Source organism: Leptolyngbya sp. O-77 (assembly GCF_001548395.1).
Lineage (GTDB): Bacteria > Cyanobacteriota > Cyanobacteriia > Elainellales > Elainellaceae > Thermoleptolyngbya.
In genome coordinates this window covers 3,106,105-3,121,906 of sequence record NZ_AP017367.1, presented here as the reverse complement: position 1 = coordinate 3,121,906, position 15,802 = coordinate 3,106,105, and the positions used below count along the sequence as shown (strand labels likewise).

General features: G+C 58.6%; 16 protein-coding genes. 3 read left to right on the top strand and 13 right to left on the bottom strand.

The features are described 5' to 3' along the window. Positions 1–82 precede the first annotated feature (82 nt). The 3 genes from rnhA to O77CONTIG1_RS13275 all read right to left on the bottom strand — a co-directional run bounded on the left by rnhA (position 83) and on the right by O77CONTIG1_RS13275 (position 1,545). Positions 83–556: a ribonuclease HI gene (gene rnhA, locus O77CONTIG1_RS13285; RefSeq protein ID WP_068511276.1), complete on the bottom strand. Its 474-nt coding sequence runs from the start codon at positions 554–556 to the stop codon at positions 83–85. Between the two features lie 128 nt (positions 557–684). Further along, complete coding sequence (gatC, locus tag O77CONTIG1_RS13280; protein WP_068511274.1) at positions 685–978, bottom strand: Asp-tRNA(Asn)/Glu-tRNA(Gln) amidotransferase subunit GatC; 294 nt, start codon at positions 976–978, stop codon at positions 685–687. A gap of 45 nt (positions 979–1,023) precedes the next feature. Beyond that, positions 1,024–1,545 carry a photosystem I assembly protein Ycf3 gene (locus tag O77CONTIG1_RS13275; protein ID WP_068511273.1) on the bottom strand — a complete coding sequence of 174 codons (522 nt, stop codon included), beginning with the start codon at positions 1,543–1,545 and terminating at the stop codon, positions 1,024–1,026. A 148-nt stretch (positions 1,546–1,693) separates the two neighbouring features. Here O77CONTIG1_RS13275 and O77CONTIG1_RS13270 point away from each other — a divergent pair, with 148 nt between their 5' ends. Beyond that, positions 1,694–2,992, top strand: coding sequence for a hypothetical protein (locus tag O77CONTIG1_RS13270; protein ID WP_068511271.1), 1,299 nt, complete (start codon positions 1,694–1,696; stop codon positions 2,990–2,992). A gap of 152 nt (positions 2,993–3,144) precedes the next feature. Here the strand turns inward: O77CONTIG1_RS13270 and O77CONTIG1_RS13265 are convergent, their stop codons facing one another. From O77CONTIG1_RS13265 to O77CONTIG1_RS13235, 9 genes are all read right to left on the bottom strand, one after another. Continuing rightward, complete coding sequence (locus tag O77CONTIG1_RS13265; protein ID WP_068516545.1) at positions 3,145–3,918, bottom strand: tryptophan-rich sensory protein; 774 nt, start codon at positions 3,916–3,918, stop codon at positions 3,145–3,147. 25 nt (positions 3,919–3,943) lie between these two features. Next, positions 3,944–5,839, bottom strand: a complete 1,896-nt coding sequence (locus O77CONTIG1_RS13260) for a R3H domain-containing nucleic acid-binding protein (protein WP_084782610.1) — start codon at positions 5,837–5,839, stop codon at positions 3,944–3,946. Positions 5,840–6,038: 199 nt separating this feature from the next. Further along, positions 6,039–7,370: a circadian clock protein LdpA gene (ldpA, locus tag O77CONTIG1_RS13255; RefSeq protein WP_225894578.1), complete on the bottom strand. Its 1,332-nt coding sequence runs from the start codon at positions 7,368–7,370 to the stop codon at positions 6,039–6,041. 130 nt (positions 7,371–7,500) lie between these two features. Continuing rightward, on the bottom strand, positions 7,501–7,632 hold the full coding sequence (locus O77CONTIG1_RS26915; RefSeq protein ID WP_286132312.1) for a hypothetical protein: 132 nt from the start codon (positions 7,630–7,632) through the stop codon (positions 7,501–7,503). Between the two features lie 43 nt (positions 7,633–7,675). Next, on the bottom strand, positions 7,676–8,173 hold the full coding sequence (ndhN, locus tag O77CONTIG1_RS13250) for an NAD(P)H-quinone oxidoreductase subunit N (protein ID WP_068511270.1): 498 nt from the start codon (positions 8,171–8,173) through the stop codon (positions 7,676–7,678). Positions 8,174–8,353: 180 nt separating this feature from the next. Further along, positions 8,354–9,256: a M24B family metallopeptidase gene (locus tag O77CONTIG1_RS13245; protein ID WP_317134100.1), complete on the bottom strand. Its 903-nt coding sequence runs from the start codon at positions 9,254–9,256 to the stop codon at positions 8,354–8,356. Next, complete coding sequence (locus O77CONTIG1_RS27965; protein ID WP_317134099.1) at positions 9,232–9,663, bottom strand: aminopeptidase P N-terminal domain-containing protein; 432 nt, start codon at positions 9,661–9,663, stop codon at positions 9,232–9,234. The genes O77CONTIG1_RS13245 and O77CONTIG1_RS27965 overlap by 25 nt, the downstream gene beginning before the upstream one ends. Positions 9,664–9,759: 96 nt before the next feature. Then, a complete protein-coding gene (locus O77CONTIG1_RS13240) occupies positions 9,760–10,689 on the bottom strand; it encodes an MBL fold metallo-hydrolase (RefSeq protein ID WP_317134098.1) in 930 nt (309 codons plus the stop codon). A gap of 66 nt (positions 10,690–10,755) precedes the next feature. Then, complete coding sequence (locus O77CONTIG1_RS13235; RefSeq protein ID WP_068511268.1) at positions 10,756–11,781, bottom strand: long-chain acyl-[acyl-carrier-protein] reductase; 1,026 nt, start codon at positions 11,779–11,781, stop codon at positions 10,756–10,758. A 318-nt stretch (positions 11,782–12,099) separates the two neighbouring features. Here O77CONTIG1_RS13235 and O77CONTIG1_RS13230 point away from each other — a divergent pair, with 318 nt between their 5' ends. Continuing rightward, positions 12,100–12,714, top strand: coding sequence for a ClpP family protease (locus O77CONTIG1_RS13230; RefSeq protein ID WP_068511266.1), 615 nt, complete (start codon positions 12,100–12,102; stop codon positions 12,712–12,714). Positions 12,715–12,940: 226 nt separating this feature from the next. Here O77CONTIG1_RS13230 and O77CONTIG1_RS13225 read toward each other — a convergent pair whose 3' ends face one another. Beyond that, positions 12,941–14,650: a dipeptide ABC transporter ATP-binding protein gene (locus tag O77CONTIG1_RS13225; protein WP_197673183.1), complete on the bottom strand. Its 1,710-nt coding sequence runs from the start codon at positions 14,648–14,650 to the stop codon at positions 12,941–12,943. 536 nt (positions 14,651–15,186) lie between these two features. Here O77CONTIG1_RS13225 and O77CONTIG1_RS13220 point away from each other — a divergent pair. Further along, complete coding sequence (locus tag O77CONTIG1_RS13220) at positions 15,187–15,486, top strand: hypothetical protein (protein ID WP_225894577.1); 300 nt, start codon at positions 15,187–15,189, stop codon at positions 15,484–15,486. Positions 15,487–15,802: the final 316 nt, after the last annotated feature.

Sequence of the window (15,802 nt, the reverse complement as noted above, 5' to 3'; positions counted from 1 at the left end):
CGGATTGCTCTGGTTGCAAAACGTATCATGGCTTAACAGGTGGCGATCGCCCCAGCCACCCCCCTCCGCCAGCACAGGCACCTCAGGACATGGAGCCAATTTGCTGCAACGGGGGCACTTGTCCTTGGGCAAAAGCACGGGCGATCGCATCACAGCGTTCGTTCCCGGCGTTGCCCGCGTGGCCGCGCACGTAAGTCCACTGGATCTGGCGAGAATTCAGCGCGTCGAGCCGCTGCCAGAGTTCCTGATTTAGCACTGCGCCGCCGCTAGAGGTTTTCCAGCCTTTGCGCTTCCAGCCATTGATCCATTGCGTGATGCCGTTGATCAGATATTGGCTATCGGTATACAGCGGGATGGGCTGCGTTTGTCCGGTGGCTTTCAGGTATTCCAGCGCTGCGATCGCCGCCTGCATTTCCATGCGGTTGTTGGTGGTTTGGCGATCGCCCCCGCCCATTTCATGAACGCTGCCGTCTTCAAACACGACGAGCGTCCCCCAGCCGCCCGGGCCAGGATTTCCCGAACAGGCCCCGTCGGTGTAAATTGCTTGAATTTTCATGGTTTGTCCTGACGACTGGTGCTGTAGCGACTCGTGTTGTGACTATTCGGGGTTTAACTGACCAGGACATAACTGGATCAGGACATAACTGTTCAGAACCGTTTAGAGCGAAACTGATCAGATCGGGACTAATCGCCCCCGCCCATAATCTGCGGCACTTTAAAGAACTCGCCGTCGCGATCGGGGGCGCTATCGAGAATCGCCTCGCGGTCGGGATAGGGCTGGAGCGCATCAGGACGCACGACATTGCTCACGTCGATGGCGCGAGTGGTCGGCGGCACGTCGCGGGTATCCAGCTCATTCAGTTGCTCAAAATATTCCAAAATGCTGCCAAGCTGCGTGGTGAACTGTTCTTCCTCGGCGGGTGTTAGCGCCAAGCGAGCGAGGTGGGCAACTTTGTGAACCTGTTCGCGATCGAGCATTTTTAGGAAAAAGGAAAAACAAAGAGACGAAGAGAGAAAAGCTTCTTAGAAAAATACGTCGATCTTCATGCGGCCGGTGGTTTTCAGCCAGTTTTGGGCTTCGATGTAGTTGTTGGGCGCAAGGCGGATGGCACGTTCCCAATATTCCGCTGCCTGGTCATAATTTTTGTCTGCTTCGCTAGTGTTATTCGCCAGTTCGGCCTGTTCGCCCAAGTAGTGGTAGATCACTGCGATATTGTTGAGCGCCTGCGGCATTCGAGGGTTGAGTTCTAGCGCTTGGTGGTAGCTTTCTAGGGCGCGATCGTGTTCGCCGTTGCTGGCGTAGATTAGCCCCATGTTATACAGCACAAAGCTGCGATCGTAGGGGTCTTGCTCCAGCTTCAGCGCTTCTTCGTAGTTTGCCAGGGCTTCGGCATATTCCCCATCTGCCTGAGCCGACATGCCATCTCGATAGTAAGCAAAGGCTTCCTTGGCGGCCTTGTTCGTCGGCAGTACCTTGAGGATCAGGTCTGCCATGACGGTGAAGGTCTTATCAATGAAGTTGTCGTTGCGTTGAGATCTGGGCATAGCTGCGTTTGGGAAAAGCCTGGAAAATCCTATTTGCTACTTTATCGCTGATTTGCAACCTTTGGCCGCGGCAGTGGCATCTGAAACATTGTCACTTTGCTTCAAAAATTTCTAGAGTGAAGATAGTTTCTGGCTTAAGGGAAACGCTATGGCACTGGATGCCGAATTGATGAAAGCTGTCGAGCGGCTCAATTATCGAGTCACCGCAGGCGATCTGGCCTCGCTGGCAGGACTGGACGTAAAGCGGGCCGAGCAAGGTCTGCTGGCGCTGGCATCTGAGGCGGGCGGGCACATGCAGGTGTCGGATGCAGGCGATATTGCCTACGTCTTTCCGCGCAATTTTCGCCAGGTATTGCAAAATAAATACTTCCGGCTGCGGCTACAGTCCTGGTGGAATCAGGTTTGGCGGGTGATGTTCTACCTGATTCGCATCAGTTTTGGGATTGCGCTGGTAGCCTCGATTATCCTAATTGCGATCGCCATCATTGCCGCCATGCTGGCCCTCAGCGCCGCCCAGGGCGACAACGACCGCGACTTTGACGGCGGCGGCATGGTGATGCTGCCCCGCATGTGGATTGGCCCAGACTGGTTCTGGATTTTCCTACCGGACACCGACCGCCGCTATCGCCGCGAGCAGGCAGAAAACGCCAGCGATCCCAAAACTCAGATGAGCTTTTTGGAGGCGGTGTTCTCATTCCTGTTTGGTGACGGCAATCCGAATGCCAATCTGGAGGAACGGCGCTGGCGGGCGATCGCCAATGTCATCCGCAATCAGCGCGGCGTGGTCGTGGCAGAACAGGTCACGCCTTACCTCGATCAGGTCAACACTGCGACCACCGACCTGGAAGACTACATGCTGCCTGTGCTGACTCGCTTCAACGGTCGCCCAGAGGTCACACCCACTGGCGAACTCGTCTACCACTTTCCTGAACTGCAAGTCACCGCGCAGCAGCAAAAGCGCCTCTCGGTGGCTTCGTACCTGAAGGAACTGCCCTGGCGCTTTAGCCAGGCCAGTTCTGGGCAACTGATGATGGCGGCTGGGTTGGGCGTGGTCAATATCGTGGGAGCGCTGATGCTGGGCGGGCTGCTGCGGGGCGGGGCGGCGGCGCTGGGCGGCATCGTTGGGCTAGTGGGCAGCATTTACGGGCTGCTGTTGGCCTACGCGATTGGCTTTGTGACGGTGCCGCTGGTGCGCTATCTGTGGATTCAGGGACAAAACAAGGCGATCGCCACTCGCAACGAAATGCGTCAGCGTCGCGCCGAAGCGCTGAATCGCCTTGGGCCGAAAATTCAGGAAAAACTCGCCTTCGCCCAGCAGTTTGCGCTGGAATCTGTCGTGGATGAAGCGAACCTGGCCTACAACACTCAGGAAGACCTGACCGCGCAGGAACTCGCCCAGGCAGACAAAATTGATGCGGAATGGCGCAGGCGGCTGGAGGGGCATTAGGGGGGGACGGAAAAAGGAAGAGCGAAAAACGAAGAACGAAAAGCGAAAAAAGAAGAACGAAAAATGAAAGCTAGAACGTCTTCGTTCTTCCTTCTTCGTTCTTCCTTCTTCCCTCTTCCCTCTTCGTTCTTCCCTTTTCCCTCTTCCCTCCATCACTCAAACTGCCGCCTCGGCTGCAACAGGCTCCACAGAACGAGTCCTGCCAAAAGGACTGCCCCGCCGATCGCCCCAATCTGCACCAGCGGAAAGGCAGCCTGGCGAACGGCGATCGCCCCGTAGGCCCAGACGAAGACCAGCAGAAACGCCACGTCTCGCCGCTGGAAAAAAACGACGAGGGCGATCGCCGTTCCAATGGCCAGCAGCAGCAGCGCCCACAGGTCTGGGCTGAGGCCGCCGTTCCAGTTGTTGGCAAATAGGGCTGAGGCAATGTTGACGATGGTTGCCACCGAGATCCACGCCAGGTAAATGCTGAACGGGATGTGAGCATTCCAGCGGCGATCGCGCCCCACTCGGTCTTGTCCAATGCCTAGCCGCAGATACGCCAGAATCAGTGACCCCAAGATCACCCCCATTGCCAGCGTCGATGCCCAAAACTGCCGGAAAGTAAACAGATAGATCCAAACAATCTGCGCCACGCACGCCACGATCAGCAGCGCATCCACTTGCACAATCGCCGGGTCGCCTGCCTGCGCCGGACGGATTTGGTAGATGCCGTAGGCAATCAGCCCGACGTAGATTAAGCCCCAGATAATAAAGGCGTAGTTCGCAGGCAAAACCCGCACGTCCTTCAGCAGCGTGTTGGCGATCTCGCCGACGTTTGCGCCGCCGGGTGGGTTTGTGTTAGACAGCGTGTTTACCGCCAGGGTGCCCAGGATGGCAATCGGTGTGGCGATCGCCAGCACCGTTCCCCCCGTTGATTTCTGCATCGATTTCATAAGCGCTATGCCGGGTCTACGCCGGATAAATCCGCAGCCGTCGATTCGGCTCTTCACCAAAACTAGACGACTTCAGGTGATAGTGTTCCACCAGCTCATGCTGCATCTTGCGAACCTTGGCGGAGCGGGGCAGTAGCTCCACGGGTTGCCCTTTGGGAATGACGATTTGCTCTACAGCCAGCCGCGCTTCTTCCAGCGCCTCGATCTCGTCTTCGTCGCCGCTGCGCGAAAACAAGTTGAGGTTGATCGGCTCGTCCAAAAAGGCATCTTCCATCTTCAGCATCCGCTGGAGGGCGCGGATAATTTGCGGCATACTGTTGGACTTGACGGTGAAGATGAAAGCTGGCGACTCTTTGGCAATTTGCCGCAGCTTGGAGTGGTTCTTGATGTGCGATCGCAGCGCCAGCACCGCATCCGCCCCATCCAGATCTTTCGTCAGCACGATGGGCAGGTTCATCGTGTGGATCACCTGCTCTACCAGATGCCGACTGACGGCGTAGGGGTAAATGTGCAGCGGCAGGTCTTCGCCGTTGGGGCCCGCCGTGGGCACTTCGCCAAAGGGGTCGGCCTCGTCGCTCATGAGCGATCGCTCTAGCGAGTCATTCAGCATCTGGTCAAACGACTGCCGCTCCGGCGACATCAGACCGCTGAACGAATCCGTATCACGGGGAAACCGCGCCACCCGGTCATAGCGGGGCGACGGCAGCGGCATCATCTGTCCCGACGATCGCCAGCCCGCCACCCGCGCCGCCCCCGTATCGCGCAGGGCCGTGCTGCTGTCGCCAAAGGGGAGCGATCGCACGGGTTTTGGGTCTAGCCCTTTGCCGCTCTGTTCGTGGGTAATGGTGACTTCGCCAGCATCGTTGACCTGGCGCACCTGCGGATTGGGCACGCGGCCGCGCAGCAGCGCATCCACTGTGTCTGCCACCGACTCATGCACCACCCACTTTTGCCGCTCCAGCATTTCCACCGCAATGTCGAAGGTCGGCGGCGCTTTGCGCTCCAGCACACTCTTCTGGCTGCCCCGACGGCGGGCCTCCTCATCGCCCAGCGTCACAGACTGAATGCCGCCCACCAGGTCGGAAAGGGTGGGGTTTTTCATCAGGTTCTCAATCTGGTTGCCGTGGGCCGTGCCAATCAGTTGCACGCCGCGTTCAGCTATGGTGCGGGCGGCCTGCGCTTCTAGCTCCGTGCCGATTTCGTCGATGATGATCACTTCTGGCATGTGGTTTTCCACCGCCTCGATCATCACTTGATGCTGGTTTTCGGGATGGGCCACCTGCATCCGCCGGGCCCGACCGATGGCGGGGTGGGGAATGTCGCCGTCGCCGGCCACTTCGTTAGAGGTGTCGATAATCACGACGCGCTTTTCTAGCTCATCCGCCAGCACGCGGGCAATTTCCCGCAGGGCTGTGGTCTTGCCCACGCCTGGACGACCCAGCATCAGGATCGATCGCCCCGATTCCACCAGGTCACGAATCATGCCAATCGTGCCGTAGACCGCCCGCCCGACGCGGCAGGTGAGGCCGATGATTTCGCCAGCGCGGTTGCGGATGGCGCTAATGCGGTGCAGCGTTTTCTCGATGCCCGCCCGGTTGTCGCCGCTAAAGATGCCCACTCGGTCGATGCAGTGCTGCAAGTCTGCTTTGGTGATAGCATCTTCGGAAAGATACTCAGACTTGTTGGGAAAGCGGGCTTCGGGGCGGCGACCCAGATCTAACACAACCTCGACCAGCACATTGCGCTGGGGGTGCTGCTCCAGGCGATCGCGAATGGTATCCGGCAAAATCGCCAGCAGTTGATCCAGGTCGTCGGTGATTTGCAGCGGTTGGGCGGGCTTGGCAGCCGCACTGGCCGTAGCGGGGGTAACGGAGGGGCGATATTCGGCAGAATCGTTCCCGTTGAATGTCATAGGTGGTTGCTAATAAATAACGAACAACGTCGGTGGAAAAAGCGCCGGCCGCAAGCCTGACGCTGCATTAAAACGAGCGCTCATGAATTTAGAAGGGTTGGGTCGAAACTGTTTGACGTTCATGGCCGGGTATCGGGGGGTGAGGGGAGCAGCGGTGAAGGTGAGGCGCTTGGGGTAAAGGTCAGGACGCAACGGGTATTCATCCAGGCTTTAGCAAGACTGGCTCGACAGCGGGCAAATGGCGCGAGGTATGCTGCTGGGAGGCGGCTGATTCGGCTTCCAGCAATCGACCGTCGGCGGCTGGGGTCAGCGCTGAGCCAACCTGCGAGGGCTTGAGCTGCGACACCAGGGCGATCGCCCGTGCAACTGCCTGCGCGAGTAAATCGGGATGCTGTTCTAAATGCGCGAGAGAGCCATCAGCCCCCTGGGGCGTGTGGGCCGTGTGGGCAAAGTCTGGAAAAGCCTGAACATTGTCGCCTTCTTGACAAGCTGGTGGAACATCAGCAAGCCGAGGAGCCGCGATCGCATCCAGTTGATCCAGAATGGGCGAAAGCAGCACCCTGGCATAGCTGCCGTAGGCCACACCTGCAATATAGGTTGCAGCGGCGGGCTGTCGCTGAGCCTCAGCGCGATGTGCGGAGCGATCCCTTTGGGAATCGCCCAGGGTCGATTCCTCAGACAACAAGCCCAGCGCCCGCAATTTCGGAACGGTGTGATGGTTGGTGCCGCCGGCCAACTGCACATAGCCCGGTAGCCCCGCCGCCAGCACTTTTTGCCCCAGCTTGACGGTGGCGCGAGTGGCTCCGGCTCCGATATCGCCGCTCATGGGCCGCCCGTCGGTTTGCCAGATCACCGGACAGGGCAGCGGATGATCCTCTGGTGAAATGTGTTGGTAAAGCGATCGCAGATAGTCGATCAGCCCGTCGCCGTCGGGACAGCTAATCGCCACCAGCTTGAGTTGGTGGGCAACGGGGGCGATCGCCCGCCACAATTGCTGAAATTCCGCCAGCCGCCCGACCTGCGTATGGATTTCCAGCGCGTCCACCTGCGCCAGCAGAGATGGAATCATTTCCGGCGTAATGGTGGTGGACTGGGTGGTAATTTGCTGAATCGGGCACAGCGGCAGACAGCGCCCGCAGCCATAGCAGCGGCTCTCGATCACGCCAGAGTAGCCGCCAGAATATCCCTCAGTGGGGCGATCGAAGGTAATCGCCTGGGCAGGGCAAATGGCTTCGCAGGGGCGGGGACAGTCGGTGGGGCAGCGAGCTGGGTCGAAGACCGCTTTGCGGAAGTGGGGATCTTCGCCGTCGTTGAAGCTGACCATCAGCCAGGGGAGGCGATCGCACCCCAGGGTTGCCGCTGCCGCCAGCCCTTCCTTTGCCGCATGAATCACCGCCGGGTCTGCCGCCACATCAACACAGTCGGCACCCGCCAGCGCATAGGCCAGGGTTAAATTCCGAATTGCAGGGAGGTGCTGAAAGCTGGCTCCACAGATTAACTTGAACCAGCGACCCTCCCTTAAGGACTGCAAGGGAGTGTACAAATTGGTTACCCTGACTCAGACAGCAGGGAAGCGAAGAACGAGGATAGCACCCTCTGGCGATGAACCCAGAGCTTGCGCGTAGACCATGCACCCGGATGGGGATCACCCACCTTGGCCCTCAGTGTACACCAAAAATGCCGTTTGCAAAGGGCATCAAAACCTTTTGCAGCAAACTTCTCAGGTCAGCAAGGGCGATGTGATCCCCAAATCTGGGGGCGATCGCCCTGGGTGATTCCAAAATCAGCCACATCTTGCGGCTCGATGGCAGCCAGACTAAGCTATCAAAAACTTTTCTAGGCGGCCGCCAGAATGTCTTTCAAAGGCTTCCAGGTAAACTGGCGATCGCCCCCCATCTCCAGCACCACCTTGATGCGCGGATCAGTCTGGGGCAGCGTTACCAAAAATTCCAGCTCGGAGCGCGACAGGATGTGTCCCTCCAGCATCCAGATCACCAGCCCCTTTGCGCCTTTGGGCAAGACATCAGCCTCATAGGTAGCCACGGGCGGCACAAAGTAGCGATAGCCGACCGCTCCTTCTCGTCCTAAATTCTTTTTGCCCAAGTGGGGCGGGCGCACGCCGTGAACATCCAGCAGGTAAGAGGACAAGTCGCCCAGCCCCCGCGCCGTAATGTTCAAAATTTTGTACCCTGCGCCCCGCAGCCGCCGCTGATAGCGCCCCTCTAGCCCGCCCTCCAGCGGCACGTAGATGCCCAGCGTGCCAGCTTCTTCTAGGGCGCGGATGAAGGGCTTGCCGGAGGTAATGAGCGTGAGCGGATTGCCGAGGATAGACATGGAAGGAATCGGGGGTAAGGACTATGGGCCAGACGCAAGGCCAACTCTGATCAGACTTGACTAAACAAAACTTTAGCATGGGCCTGATCCGCGATGCGTGGGGCAGCGATTAGATTTTGCTAGAGTCATGGCGGGCGATCGCTTATCGATTCAAGATTCCCCTGCAACCTTTCATGCCCGTCAAGATTCCAGATCTTCGATCAATTTCGGCACGCCCGCTGTCAGCACTTCATGGCCCGTCGGCGTGACCAGCACATCGTCCTCAATGCGGATGCCGATGCCGCGCCAGCGTTCGGGTACGTCGGGCTGGCCCTCGGCGGGCGTGATGTTGGGGCCGATGTAGATGCCCGGTTCCACCGTGGTGACGTGGCCCGGCTCCAGGTTGTGGGCGGTGTCGCCGTGGGCATACACGCCGACATCATGCACATCCAGCCCCAGCCAGTGACCGGTTTTGTGCATATAAAAGGGTTTGTATTTTTCTTCTTTGATAATTTCCTCGATGTCGCCCTGGAGCAGCCCCAAGTCCATCAGCCCTTCCACGATGACGCGCACGGCGGTATCGTGCATCTGGCTGTAGGGATTGCCGGGGGCCACCTGGGCGATCGCCGCGAGTTGAGCCCGCAGCACAATGTCGTAGAGGATACGCTGCTCCTCGGTGAACTTGCCGCTAATGGGGAAGGTGCGCGTGATGTCGGAGTTGTAATACTCGTAGGCGCAGCCCGCGTCGATCAGCAGCAGGTCGTTTTCCTGAATCTGGCGCGTATTTTCGGTGTAGTGCAGGATGCAGGCGTTGGCTCCGGAGGCGACGATGGAGGGATAGGCGGGGCCGAGTGCGCCGCTGATCCGGAAGGTATGCTCGATTTCGGCCTGCACCTGGTATTCATACACGCCGGGTTTGGCGTAGGCGATGGCGCGGTTGTGAGCAGCCACAGCGATGTCGGCAGCTTTCCGCATTCGCTCTAGCTCGGCGGGCGACTTGATCTGGCGGAGCGAATGCAGTGTCGGGGCCGGATCTTCAATGGCGATGGGGCCCGTGCCGCGTCGGGGATAGCCGCGCATCAGCCGCTGCCACAGCCCCAGCACTTTGTCGTTAAAGCGGGCGATCGCGCCCCCAGTCGGTAATAAATTCGATCCGCCTTTTCGACATACTGCGTCAGCTTTTCATCCAGTTCTTCAATTGGATATACCGCGTCGGCCCCAAAGCGCTCTTTGGCAGCATCCACACCCACGCGATAGCCCGACCAGGTTTCCTTTTCTGGATCTTTGGGCCGCACAAACAGCACAAAGCGATGCTCCTCATGGTGCGGAGCCAGCACAGCCACGGCTTCTGGCTCGTCGAACCCGGTCAGGTAGTAGAAGTCGCTGTCTTGCCGAAAGTTGTACTCCACGTCGTTGTGCATCACGGCTTGGGGCGCACTGCGGAAAATCGCCGTGCCTTTGCCGATCTTGTCCATCAACTGCTGGCGACGCTGGGCAAATTCTGTCTGCATGGGAAATTGAGAAAACTGGGGTGATTGGCGGAGCCGCCCGACAAGGCGACGGGACGACGCTGCCGCTGATAAATTCCATGCTAACGAGCGATCGCCCTAAAATCTGTAGCTCAGTAGCTCAATTCGCGAGCCTTCCGACGGCAGTTCCGAGCGGCGCAGCGTAATCGTGTCGCCGGGTCGCCGCACAGGTACGCCCTCCATCAGCGACAGAAACTCATCCACAGGGGCAATGTCGCAGGCATTGGCATCGGCGGCGGCGGTTCGGAAATGCGTCGGCACAATGATACGCGGGTTTAGCGCCAGCACGGCCTGACGGGCTTCTGTTGCGTTGTAGGCCTTGGGGCCGCCGCCCACAGGCACAAACAGCACGTCCGGGCGACCGATCAGAATTTGCTGTTCTACCTCAATTGGAGCCGCCGCGCCGCCCATGTGCGCCAGGATTAGCCCGCTCTGGTTCCAGCGCCAAGTGACGTTAAACCCAAAGCGCCGCCCGCCCTGGCGATCGTGGGGCGATCGCACGCCCTGAATCTGCACGCCGCGATACTCGTAAATGCCCGGTTCTGCCAACAGGCGCGGGCTACCGGGGAGTCCCTCCAGAGAACCTTCGTCAAACAGGCGGCTGCTGATCATCACCAGATCAGACGCGACGCGGGGGGCGCGATAGCCTTTGGTGCAGCCGATGGGGCGAAACGGGTTGACCAAAATTCGCAGACCGCCGCCCGTAAACAAAAAGCAGGTGTGTCCTAACGCCTGAATCGTCACGGCATTGCTGGCTTGCGCCTGGGCTTGCTGGGTTTGGGATAGCCCGACGGTGGCCGCCGCTGCTGCCAAACCGCTGCCTGCATATCGAATCAACGTGCGCCGCTTCATGGTCTCCTCAGGGAAATGGATAAGGCGTAGGGTAGTGCGAGAGAATGGGTCGCTGCGATGGGCGATTCCTGTAGGCATCGCTTCGCGAATCGCCCGCCCTGCAACAGGCTGAAAAAAGAGCGATCGCCCCGGCCAACCCTCGCCGCAAAATTGCATCTTTAAGCTTACAGCGATTGATGCAATGTCCCAAAAGTTCCCAGTCGTGGCGATCGCCCTGCCCCGTTAGCCTTCCATCAGCAGCGGCCGGAAGCCGTGCTTCAGCGACACCTGCCCGATCAGATCCATCTTTTCCAGGCTGATCTGGTTGCGTCCCCAGGAGAAGTTGGTGTACAGCTTTTCAAACTCCAGCAGCATTGACTCGGCAAAGCAGGCAAAGAGCTGGCGGGCCGGCACGTCCATATTGACGATGTTCATAATCTTCCAGTCGATGTCCAGCGAATGCTCGACGATGCCGCCGTTCAGCACATACACGCCAGGATGCTGCACCTTGGTGCCCAGGTTTTTGGGATAGCCGCCGTCGATCAGCAGGCAGGGCTGCTTCAGCGTGGTCGGGTCGATCTCCACCCCCTTGGGCATACTAGCCACCCACACGATGATGTCAGCTTCGGGCAGCGCCTCTTCTAGCGCCATGATTTTGCCGCGCCCCAGTTCCGCTTGCAAGTTTTGCAGCCGCTCTTGATCTCGCGCAATCAGCAGTAGTTCTTTCACATCCGCCCGGGCATTCAGCCAGCGGCACACCGCACTGCCAATGTCGCCCGTCGCGCCGCAGACCGCCACCGTCGCCTCCGATAGGTTGATGCCCACCTGCTGAGAAGCCTGTTCGACCTGGCGGCAAATGATGTAGGCCGTGTGCGTGTTGCCGGTGGTGAAGCGGGCAAAATCCAGCGTCACGTCGCGCACCTGCTGGATTTGCGACAGGTTGAAATTCTCAAAAATAATCGAGGAAAAACCGCCCAGCGCCGTGATGTTGATGCCGTTCTTTTGAGCGTGGGCCATGGCGTTGATGACTTTGCGGGTGGCGGCTTTGATGCGTCGTGTCGCCAGCATTTCCGGCAAAAAGCAAGATTCCACATACTTGCCTTCGATCACCTGCCCCGTGGCGCTAGTGACTTTGATGTGATCGACGATTTGGGGCGGGGCGCTGCACCAAAAATCAAGCCCCTGATCGGCATATTCGGGATAGCCCAGATCGCGGGCAACGGATTGAGCGTGTTCCAGACTTGTCAGATGACCAATTAGACCAAACATTCAATATGCTCTAAGTTGCGAAGGATGATGCCCTGGCGGGCCGTGAGATGGAAAGTTTGCGCTTGTGGAGGGAGGCGATTCCCGTAGGGATCGCTTTCGCGAATCGCCCTTTTCACAAGCGCTGTGATGTGGAATCAGGAGGCTTTAACGTTCAGTGTCAAGCTAGGATGCACCGTTGCGCCTAAAGACAGACCAAAGGTTAAGAAATCTCAAAGAGAATACTACACAAAAATGATTCCCACTTGCAGCGTCAAAAGTTAGACTCGACAAACAAATCTGCCTGTGGATTAGGATAGGGAAACGTTTAGTCTCTCGTCGATGCGTATCCAATACACCACCAATGCTCGTGCAGAGCGCGAAGCCCTGGAAAAACTTGCCCCTCCCCCAGCCGTAGTGTGGGTTAATGAATTTAAGTCTGACGCAGTTAAACCTTTTTTGGAGCAATTTAACCGAGCCGTAGAATCCCTCCAACCTGTGGTTCCCGTGCTGATCGACTCCTATGGCGGCGAAATCGACACGCTGATGGCGATGGTCGATATCTGCCGCTCGTCGCCCAAGCCGATCGCCACCGTTGTCATGGGTAAGGCCATGAGTGCAGGTGCGATTCTGCTCTCTTGCGGCTGGCACGGCTATCGCTATGCTGCCCCCAACAGCCGCATCATGATCCACGACTGCCTCACCGTCTCCTTTGGCAAGGCCGGCGAGATCATTGCCGATGCCGACGAAGTAAAGCGGCTCAATGCGCTGCTGTATCAAATTCTGGATGAAAACTGCCAGAAGCCGCCGGGCTACTTTGTCGAGCAGGTGCATCAGCGGGGCCACGCCGATTGGTATCTCACCCCAGAGCAAGCCCTGGAGCATAACCTGGTAAATCATGTGAAGGTTCCGACGCTCCAAGTGAGCTTGTCTACTGCCTACGAGTTTTTGGGGTGACGGGAAGGAGGAAGAACGAAAAATGAAGAACGAAAAATGAAGAACGAAAAATGAAGAACGAAAAATGAAGAAGGAAGACGTTTCATATTGAGGGTGGTGAAGAAATCGGGACACTCACCGTTCTTCTCTCTTCGTTTTTCTCTCTTCGTTCTTCCCTCTTCTCTCTTCGTTCTTCGTTTTTCTTTCTTCGTTCTTCCCTCTTCCCTCTTCCCTCTTCCCCCTTCCATCACTGCGCCGCGCCTACCCGACTGAGCAGCGGCGCAGCCTTCAGGAGGGTTCGCGTGTAGGAGTGCTGGGGGTTGGCAAATAGCTCGGCGGTGGGGCCGATTTCGACGATTTTGCCTGCGTTCATGACGGCGATGCGATCGCACAAAAATCGCGCCAGCCAGAGGTCGTGTGTGATGAACAGGTACGTCAGGTCAAACTCTTGCTTGAGGTGCAGCATCAGCTCTAGCACTTGTGACTGCACGCTGGCATCGAGCATACTCACGGGTTCGTCGCAGATCAGCAGCCGGGGGCGGGTGATCAGGGCGCGGGCGATCGCCACTCGCTGCTGCTGTCCGCCGGAGAGGTCGCCCGGATAGCGCTGGGCATAGTCCTCCGGCGGCGTTAGCCCCACCCGCTCCAGCATTTGCAATACCTGCTGCTTTGCGCCCGCTGCGTCTGCTAGGTCGTGAATTAGCAGCGGGTCAGCAATGCTCTCGCCCACCGTCATCAGCGGGTTCAGGCAGGCGTGGGGGTCTTGAAACACCATCTGCATCTGCCGCCGCTGTTTTCGCAGATCTTCCCGCGAGAGGCGCGTCAGGTCATGACCCAAAAACTCAATCTTGCCGCCCGTCGGCTCCACCAGCCGCAGGATCGTCCGCGACAGGGTGCTTTTGCCGCAGCCCGACTCGCCCACCAGTCCCAGAATTTCTCCCGGATACAGATCGAGCGAGATGCCGTCTACGGCGCGGATGGCAGCATCTTGCTTGCCCGACAAAATTTTTGCCAGGAAGTTGGATTCCAGGGTGTAGTGCTTTTGCAGGTTTTCGAGCTTGAGCAGAGGAGGGAGGGAGGGAGAGAGGGGGGGAGGGGGAGAAGGGTTTGCCTGGATGTGGAGGGCGGACTGGAGGAGGGACTGGGTGTAGGGGTGCTGCGGCTGGGTGAGGACGGTGGCGGTGGGGCCCGTCTCCACCACTTTGCCGTCGTACATGACGGCAATGCGATCGCAGTATTCGCCCACCAGCGCCAGGTCATGGGAGATTAGCAGCAGCCCCATGTCGCGCTCCTGGCAGAGGCGCGTGAGTTCCTGCAAAATCTGGGCGGAGACGGTCACATCGAGGCTGGTGGTCGGCTCGTCGGCGACGATTAGTTTGGGATTCAGCAGCAGCGCCAGGGCGATCGCCACTCGCTGCCGCATTCCGCCGCTAAATTCGTGTGGATACTGGTTCCAGCGGCTGGCGGGAATGTTGACGGCTTCTAGCGTGGCGATCGCCCGCTCTTTGGCCGCAGCGCGAGACAGATCCGGGACGTGCGATCGCAGCGTTTCAACGCAGTGGTCGCCGATGGTCATCAGCGGGTCGAGCCGGGTCATTGGGTCTTGAAAGACAATCGACACTACCTCGCCGCGAAATTTTCGCAGATCGGCCGAATCTAGCTCAAACACATTGCGCCCGCGAAACAAGACGCGCCCCTCGATGCGCGTGTCCGCAGGCAGCAGGCGCACCGCCGCCCGCCCCAGCGTTGATTTGCCGCAACCCGACTCGCCCACCAGCCCCAGGCGATCGCCCGCCTTTAGCACCAGCGACACATCATCCACCGCCCAGTCCAGACCATCGGCATCTGCCGCATTTGCCGCCTGCTGCCCCCGCTGGAACGGATACGCCACCCGCAGATGCTCAATTTCAAACAAAGACTCGCCCACCGAGGATTGCCGTACCAGGGTGTCACTCATGTCGCCAAACTCGCCTCGCCAGAAGATACGCCGACCCGCATCAGGGTCATTATACGCATAACAGAACAAGGCTATGGGTCGAATCTTTCTTGCCTGTAGCTGGAGATCGCAAGTGCATCATTCCTGTGTAGCGATTGCCACTCATGGAAGAGGCGGCCGTTGCAGAGTTGTACCACGGGATGATTGAAGATTCGCACTGGGCGATCGCAAGATAGATAAGATGGCAAGCGCAAGTCATCCGCGCAATTGAGCAGGAGGGCAATTGACGAGGGCGATCGCATCCAGTACAATCGTCCATCAAGCCGTGAATGACCCCCAAGTCAGCGCGGCTTACCTTTCCCCCGAAATTTTGGTCGTTTAGTCACTTACGGCGCTGGCAGGTGCGACCAACACCCACCAACGCCTGACCCCTCGACAGTCCGTGCCTGTCTCAGGGCTGCGTCCATTGTAGGCCGCCCTGTCCCAGCGCTTCACTTCCGGGGGCGGCCAACATTTCGGGGTTTCCTACCCTACTCGTTTCCTGGAGGAAACCCCAAATGCTGACAATCCAATACACCTGGTCGTCCCCACGCTCGGAGGCGACCCAGTTCTCGCTGCCCCCGCTCACCTGCGAACTGCCGCGCCGTCGCCGCCTGCGCCACTACATTATCGGCCTGCCCGAAGACGCGCAACTGGCCATCGACCAGCTGCACCTGCTCCGCTACGCCGAACGCTTCGAGTGGACCCGCGCCCTAGAATTTCCGCCCAACGGCATCGTCCTCAACGCCGAGCAACCTGGCGAAGTGCTGCGCTGCCTGCACCGCGAGGTCAGGCGCAACCCTGGCGCAAACGAGTAAGACGAGTAAGAACAGATAAGGGTAATTTTGGGTTTTGGGTTTTGGATTTTGGCGGCCGAGTCTGTCAATCCAAAATCCAAACTCCCCAATCTAAAATCTCCACTCCAAAATCCACAACCTCGCATCTCTACGCCATAGGATTGGGCATTTGAGCGGTAAATATGCCAAAACTGGAGTGTATGCTCTCATCATGCAAGACGACTCGTTCTTCACGCTGGGCAGGCGCAGCCGTAATCATTCCCTCGCCTCGCAGTTGAGTTTGATGCTGTACATATGGTAGGCGATCGCCCCTTGCCCCTTGCCCCTTGCCCCTTGC

Bases quoted from the DNA above. Each gene is read 5' to 3' on its own strand.
- rnhA (WP_068511276.1), bottom strand. From the start codon at position 556: ATGAAAATTCAAGCAATTTACACCGACGGGGCCTGTTCGGGAAATCCT.
- gatC (WP_068511274.1), bottom strand. From the start codon at position 978: ATGCTCGATCGCGAACAGGTTCACAAAGTTGCCCACCTCGCTCGCTTG.
- O77CONTIG1_RS13275 (WP_068511273.1), bottom strand. From the start codon at position 1,545: ATGCCCAGATCTCAACGCAACGACAACTTCATTGATAAGACCTTCACC.
- O77CONTIG1_RS13270 (WP_068511271.1), top strand. From the start codon at position 1,694: ATGGCACTGGATGCCGAATTGATGAAAGCTGTCGAGCGGCTCAATTAT.
- O77CONTIG1_RS13265 (WP_068516545.1), bottom strand. From the start codon at position 3,918: ATGCAGAAATCAACGGGGGGAACGGTGCTGGCGATCGCCACACCGATT.
- O77CONTIG1_RS13260 (WP_084782610.1), bottom strand. From the start codon at position 5,839: ATGACATTCAACGGGAACGATTCTGCCGAATATCGCCCCTCCGTTACC.
- O77CONTIG1_RS26915 (WP_286132312.1), bottom strand. From the start codon at position 7,632: ATGTGGCTGATTTTGGAATCACCCAGGGCGATCGCCCCCAGATTTGGG.
- ndhN (WP_068511270.1), bottom strand. From the start codon at position 8,173: ATGTCTATCCTCGGCAATCCGCTCACGCTCATTACCTCCGGCAAGCCC.
- O77CONTIG1_RS27965 (WP_317134099.1), bottom strand. From the start codon at position 9,663: ATGCAGACAGAATTTGCCCAGCGTCGCCAGCAGTTGATGGACAAGATC.
- O77CONTIG1_RS13240 (WP_317134098.1), bottom strand. From the start codon at position 10,689: ATGCAATTTTGCGGCGAGGGTTGGCCGGGGCGATCGCTCTTTTTTCAG.
- O77CONTIG1_RS13235 (WP_068511268.1), bottom strand. From the start codon at position 11,781: ATGTTTGGTCTAATTGGTCATCTGACAAGTCTGGAACACGCTCAATCC.
- O77CONTIG1_RS13230 (WP_068511266.1), top strand. From the start codon at position 12,100: ATGCGTATCCAATACACCACCAATGCTCGTGCAGAGCGCGAAGCCCTG.
- O77CONTIG1_RS13225 (WP_197673183.1), bottom strand. From the start codon at position 14,650: ATGAGTGACACCCTGGTACGGCAATCCTCGGTGGGCGAGTCTTTGTTT.
- O77CONTIG1_RS13220 (WP_225894577.1), top strand. From the start codon at position 15,187: ATGCTGACAATCCAATACACCTGGTCGTCCCCACGCTCGGAGGCGACC.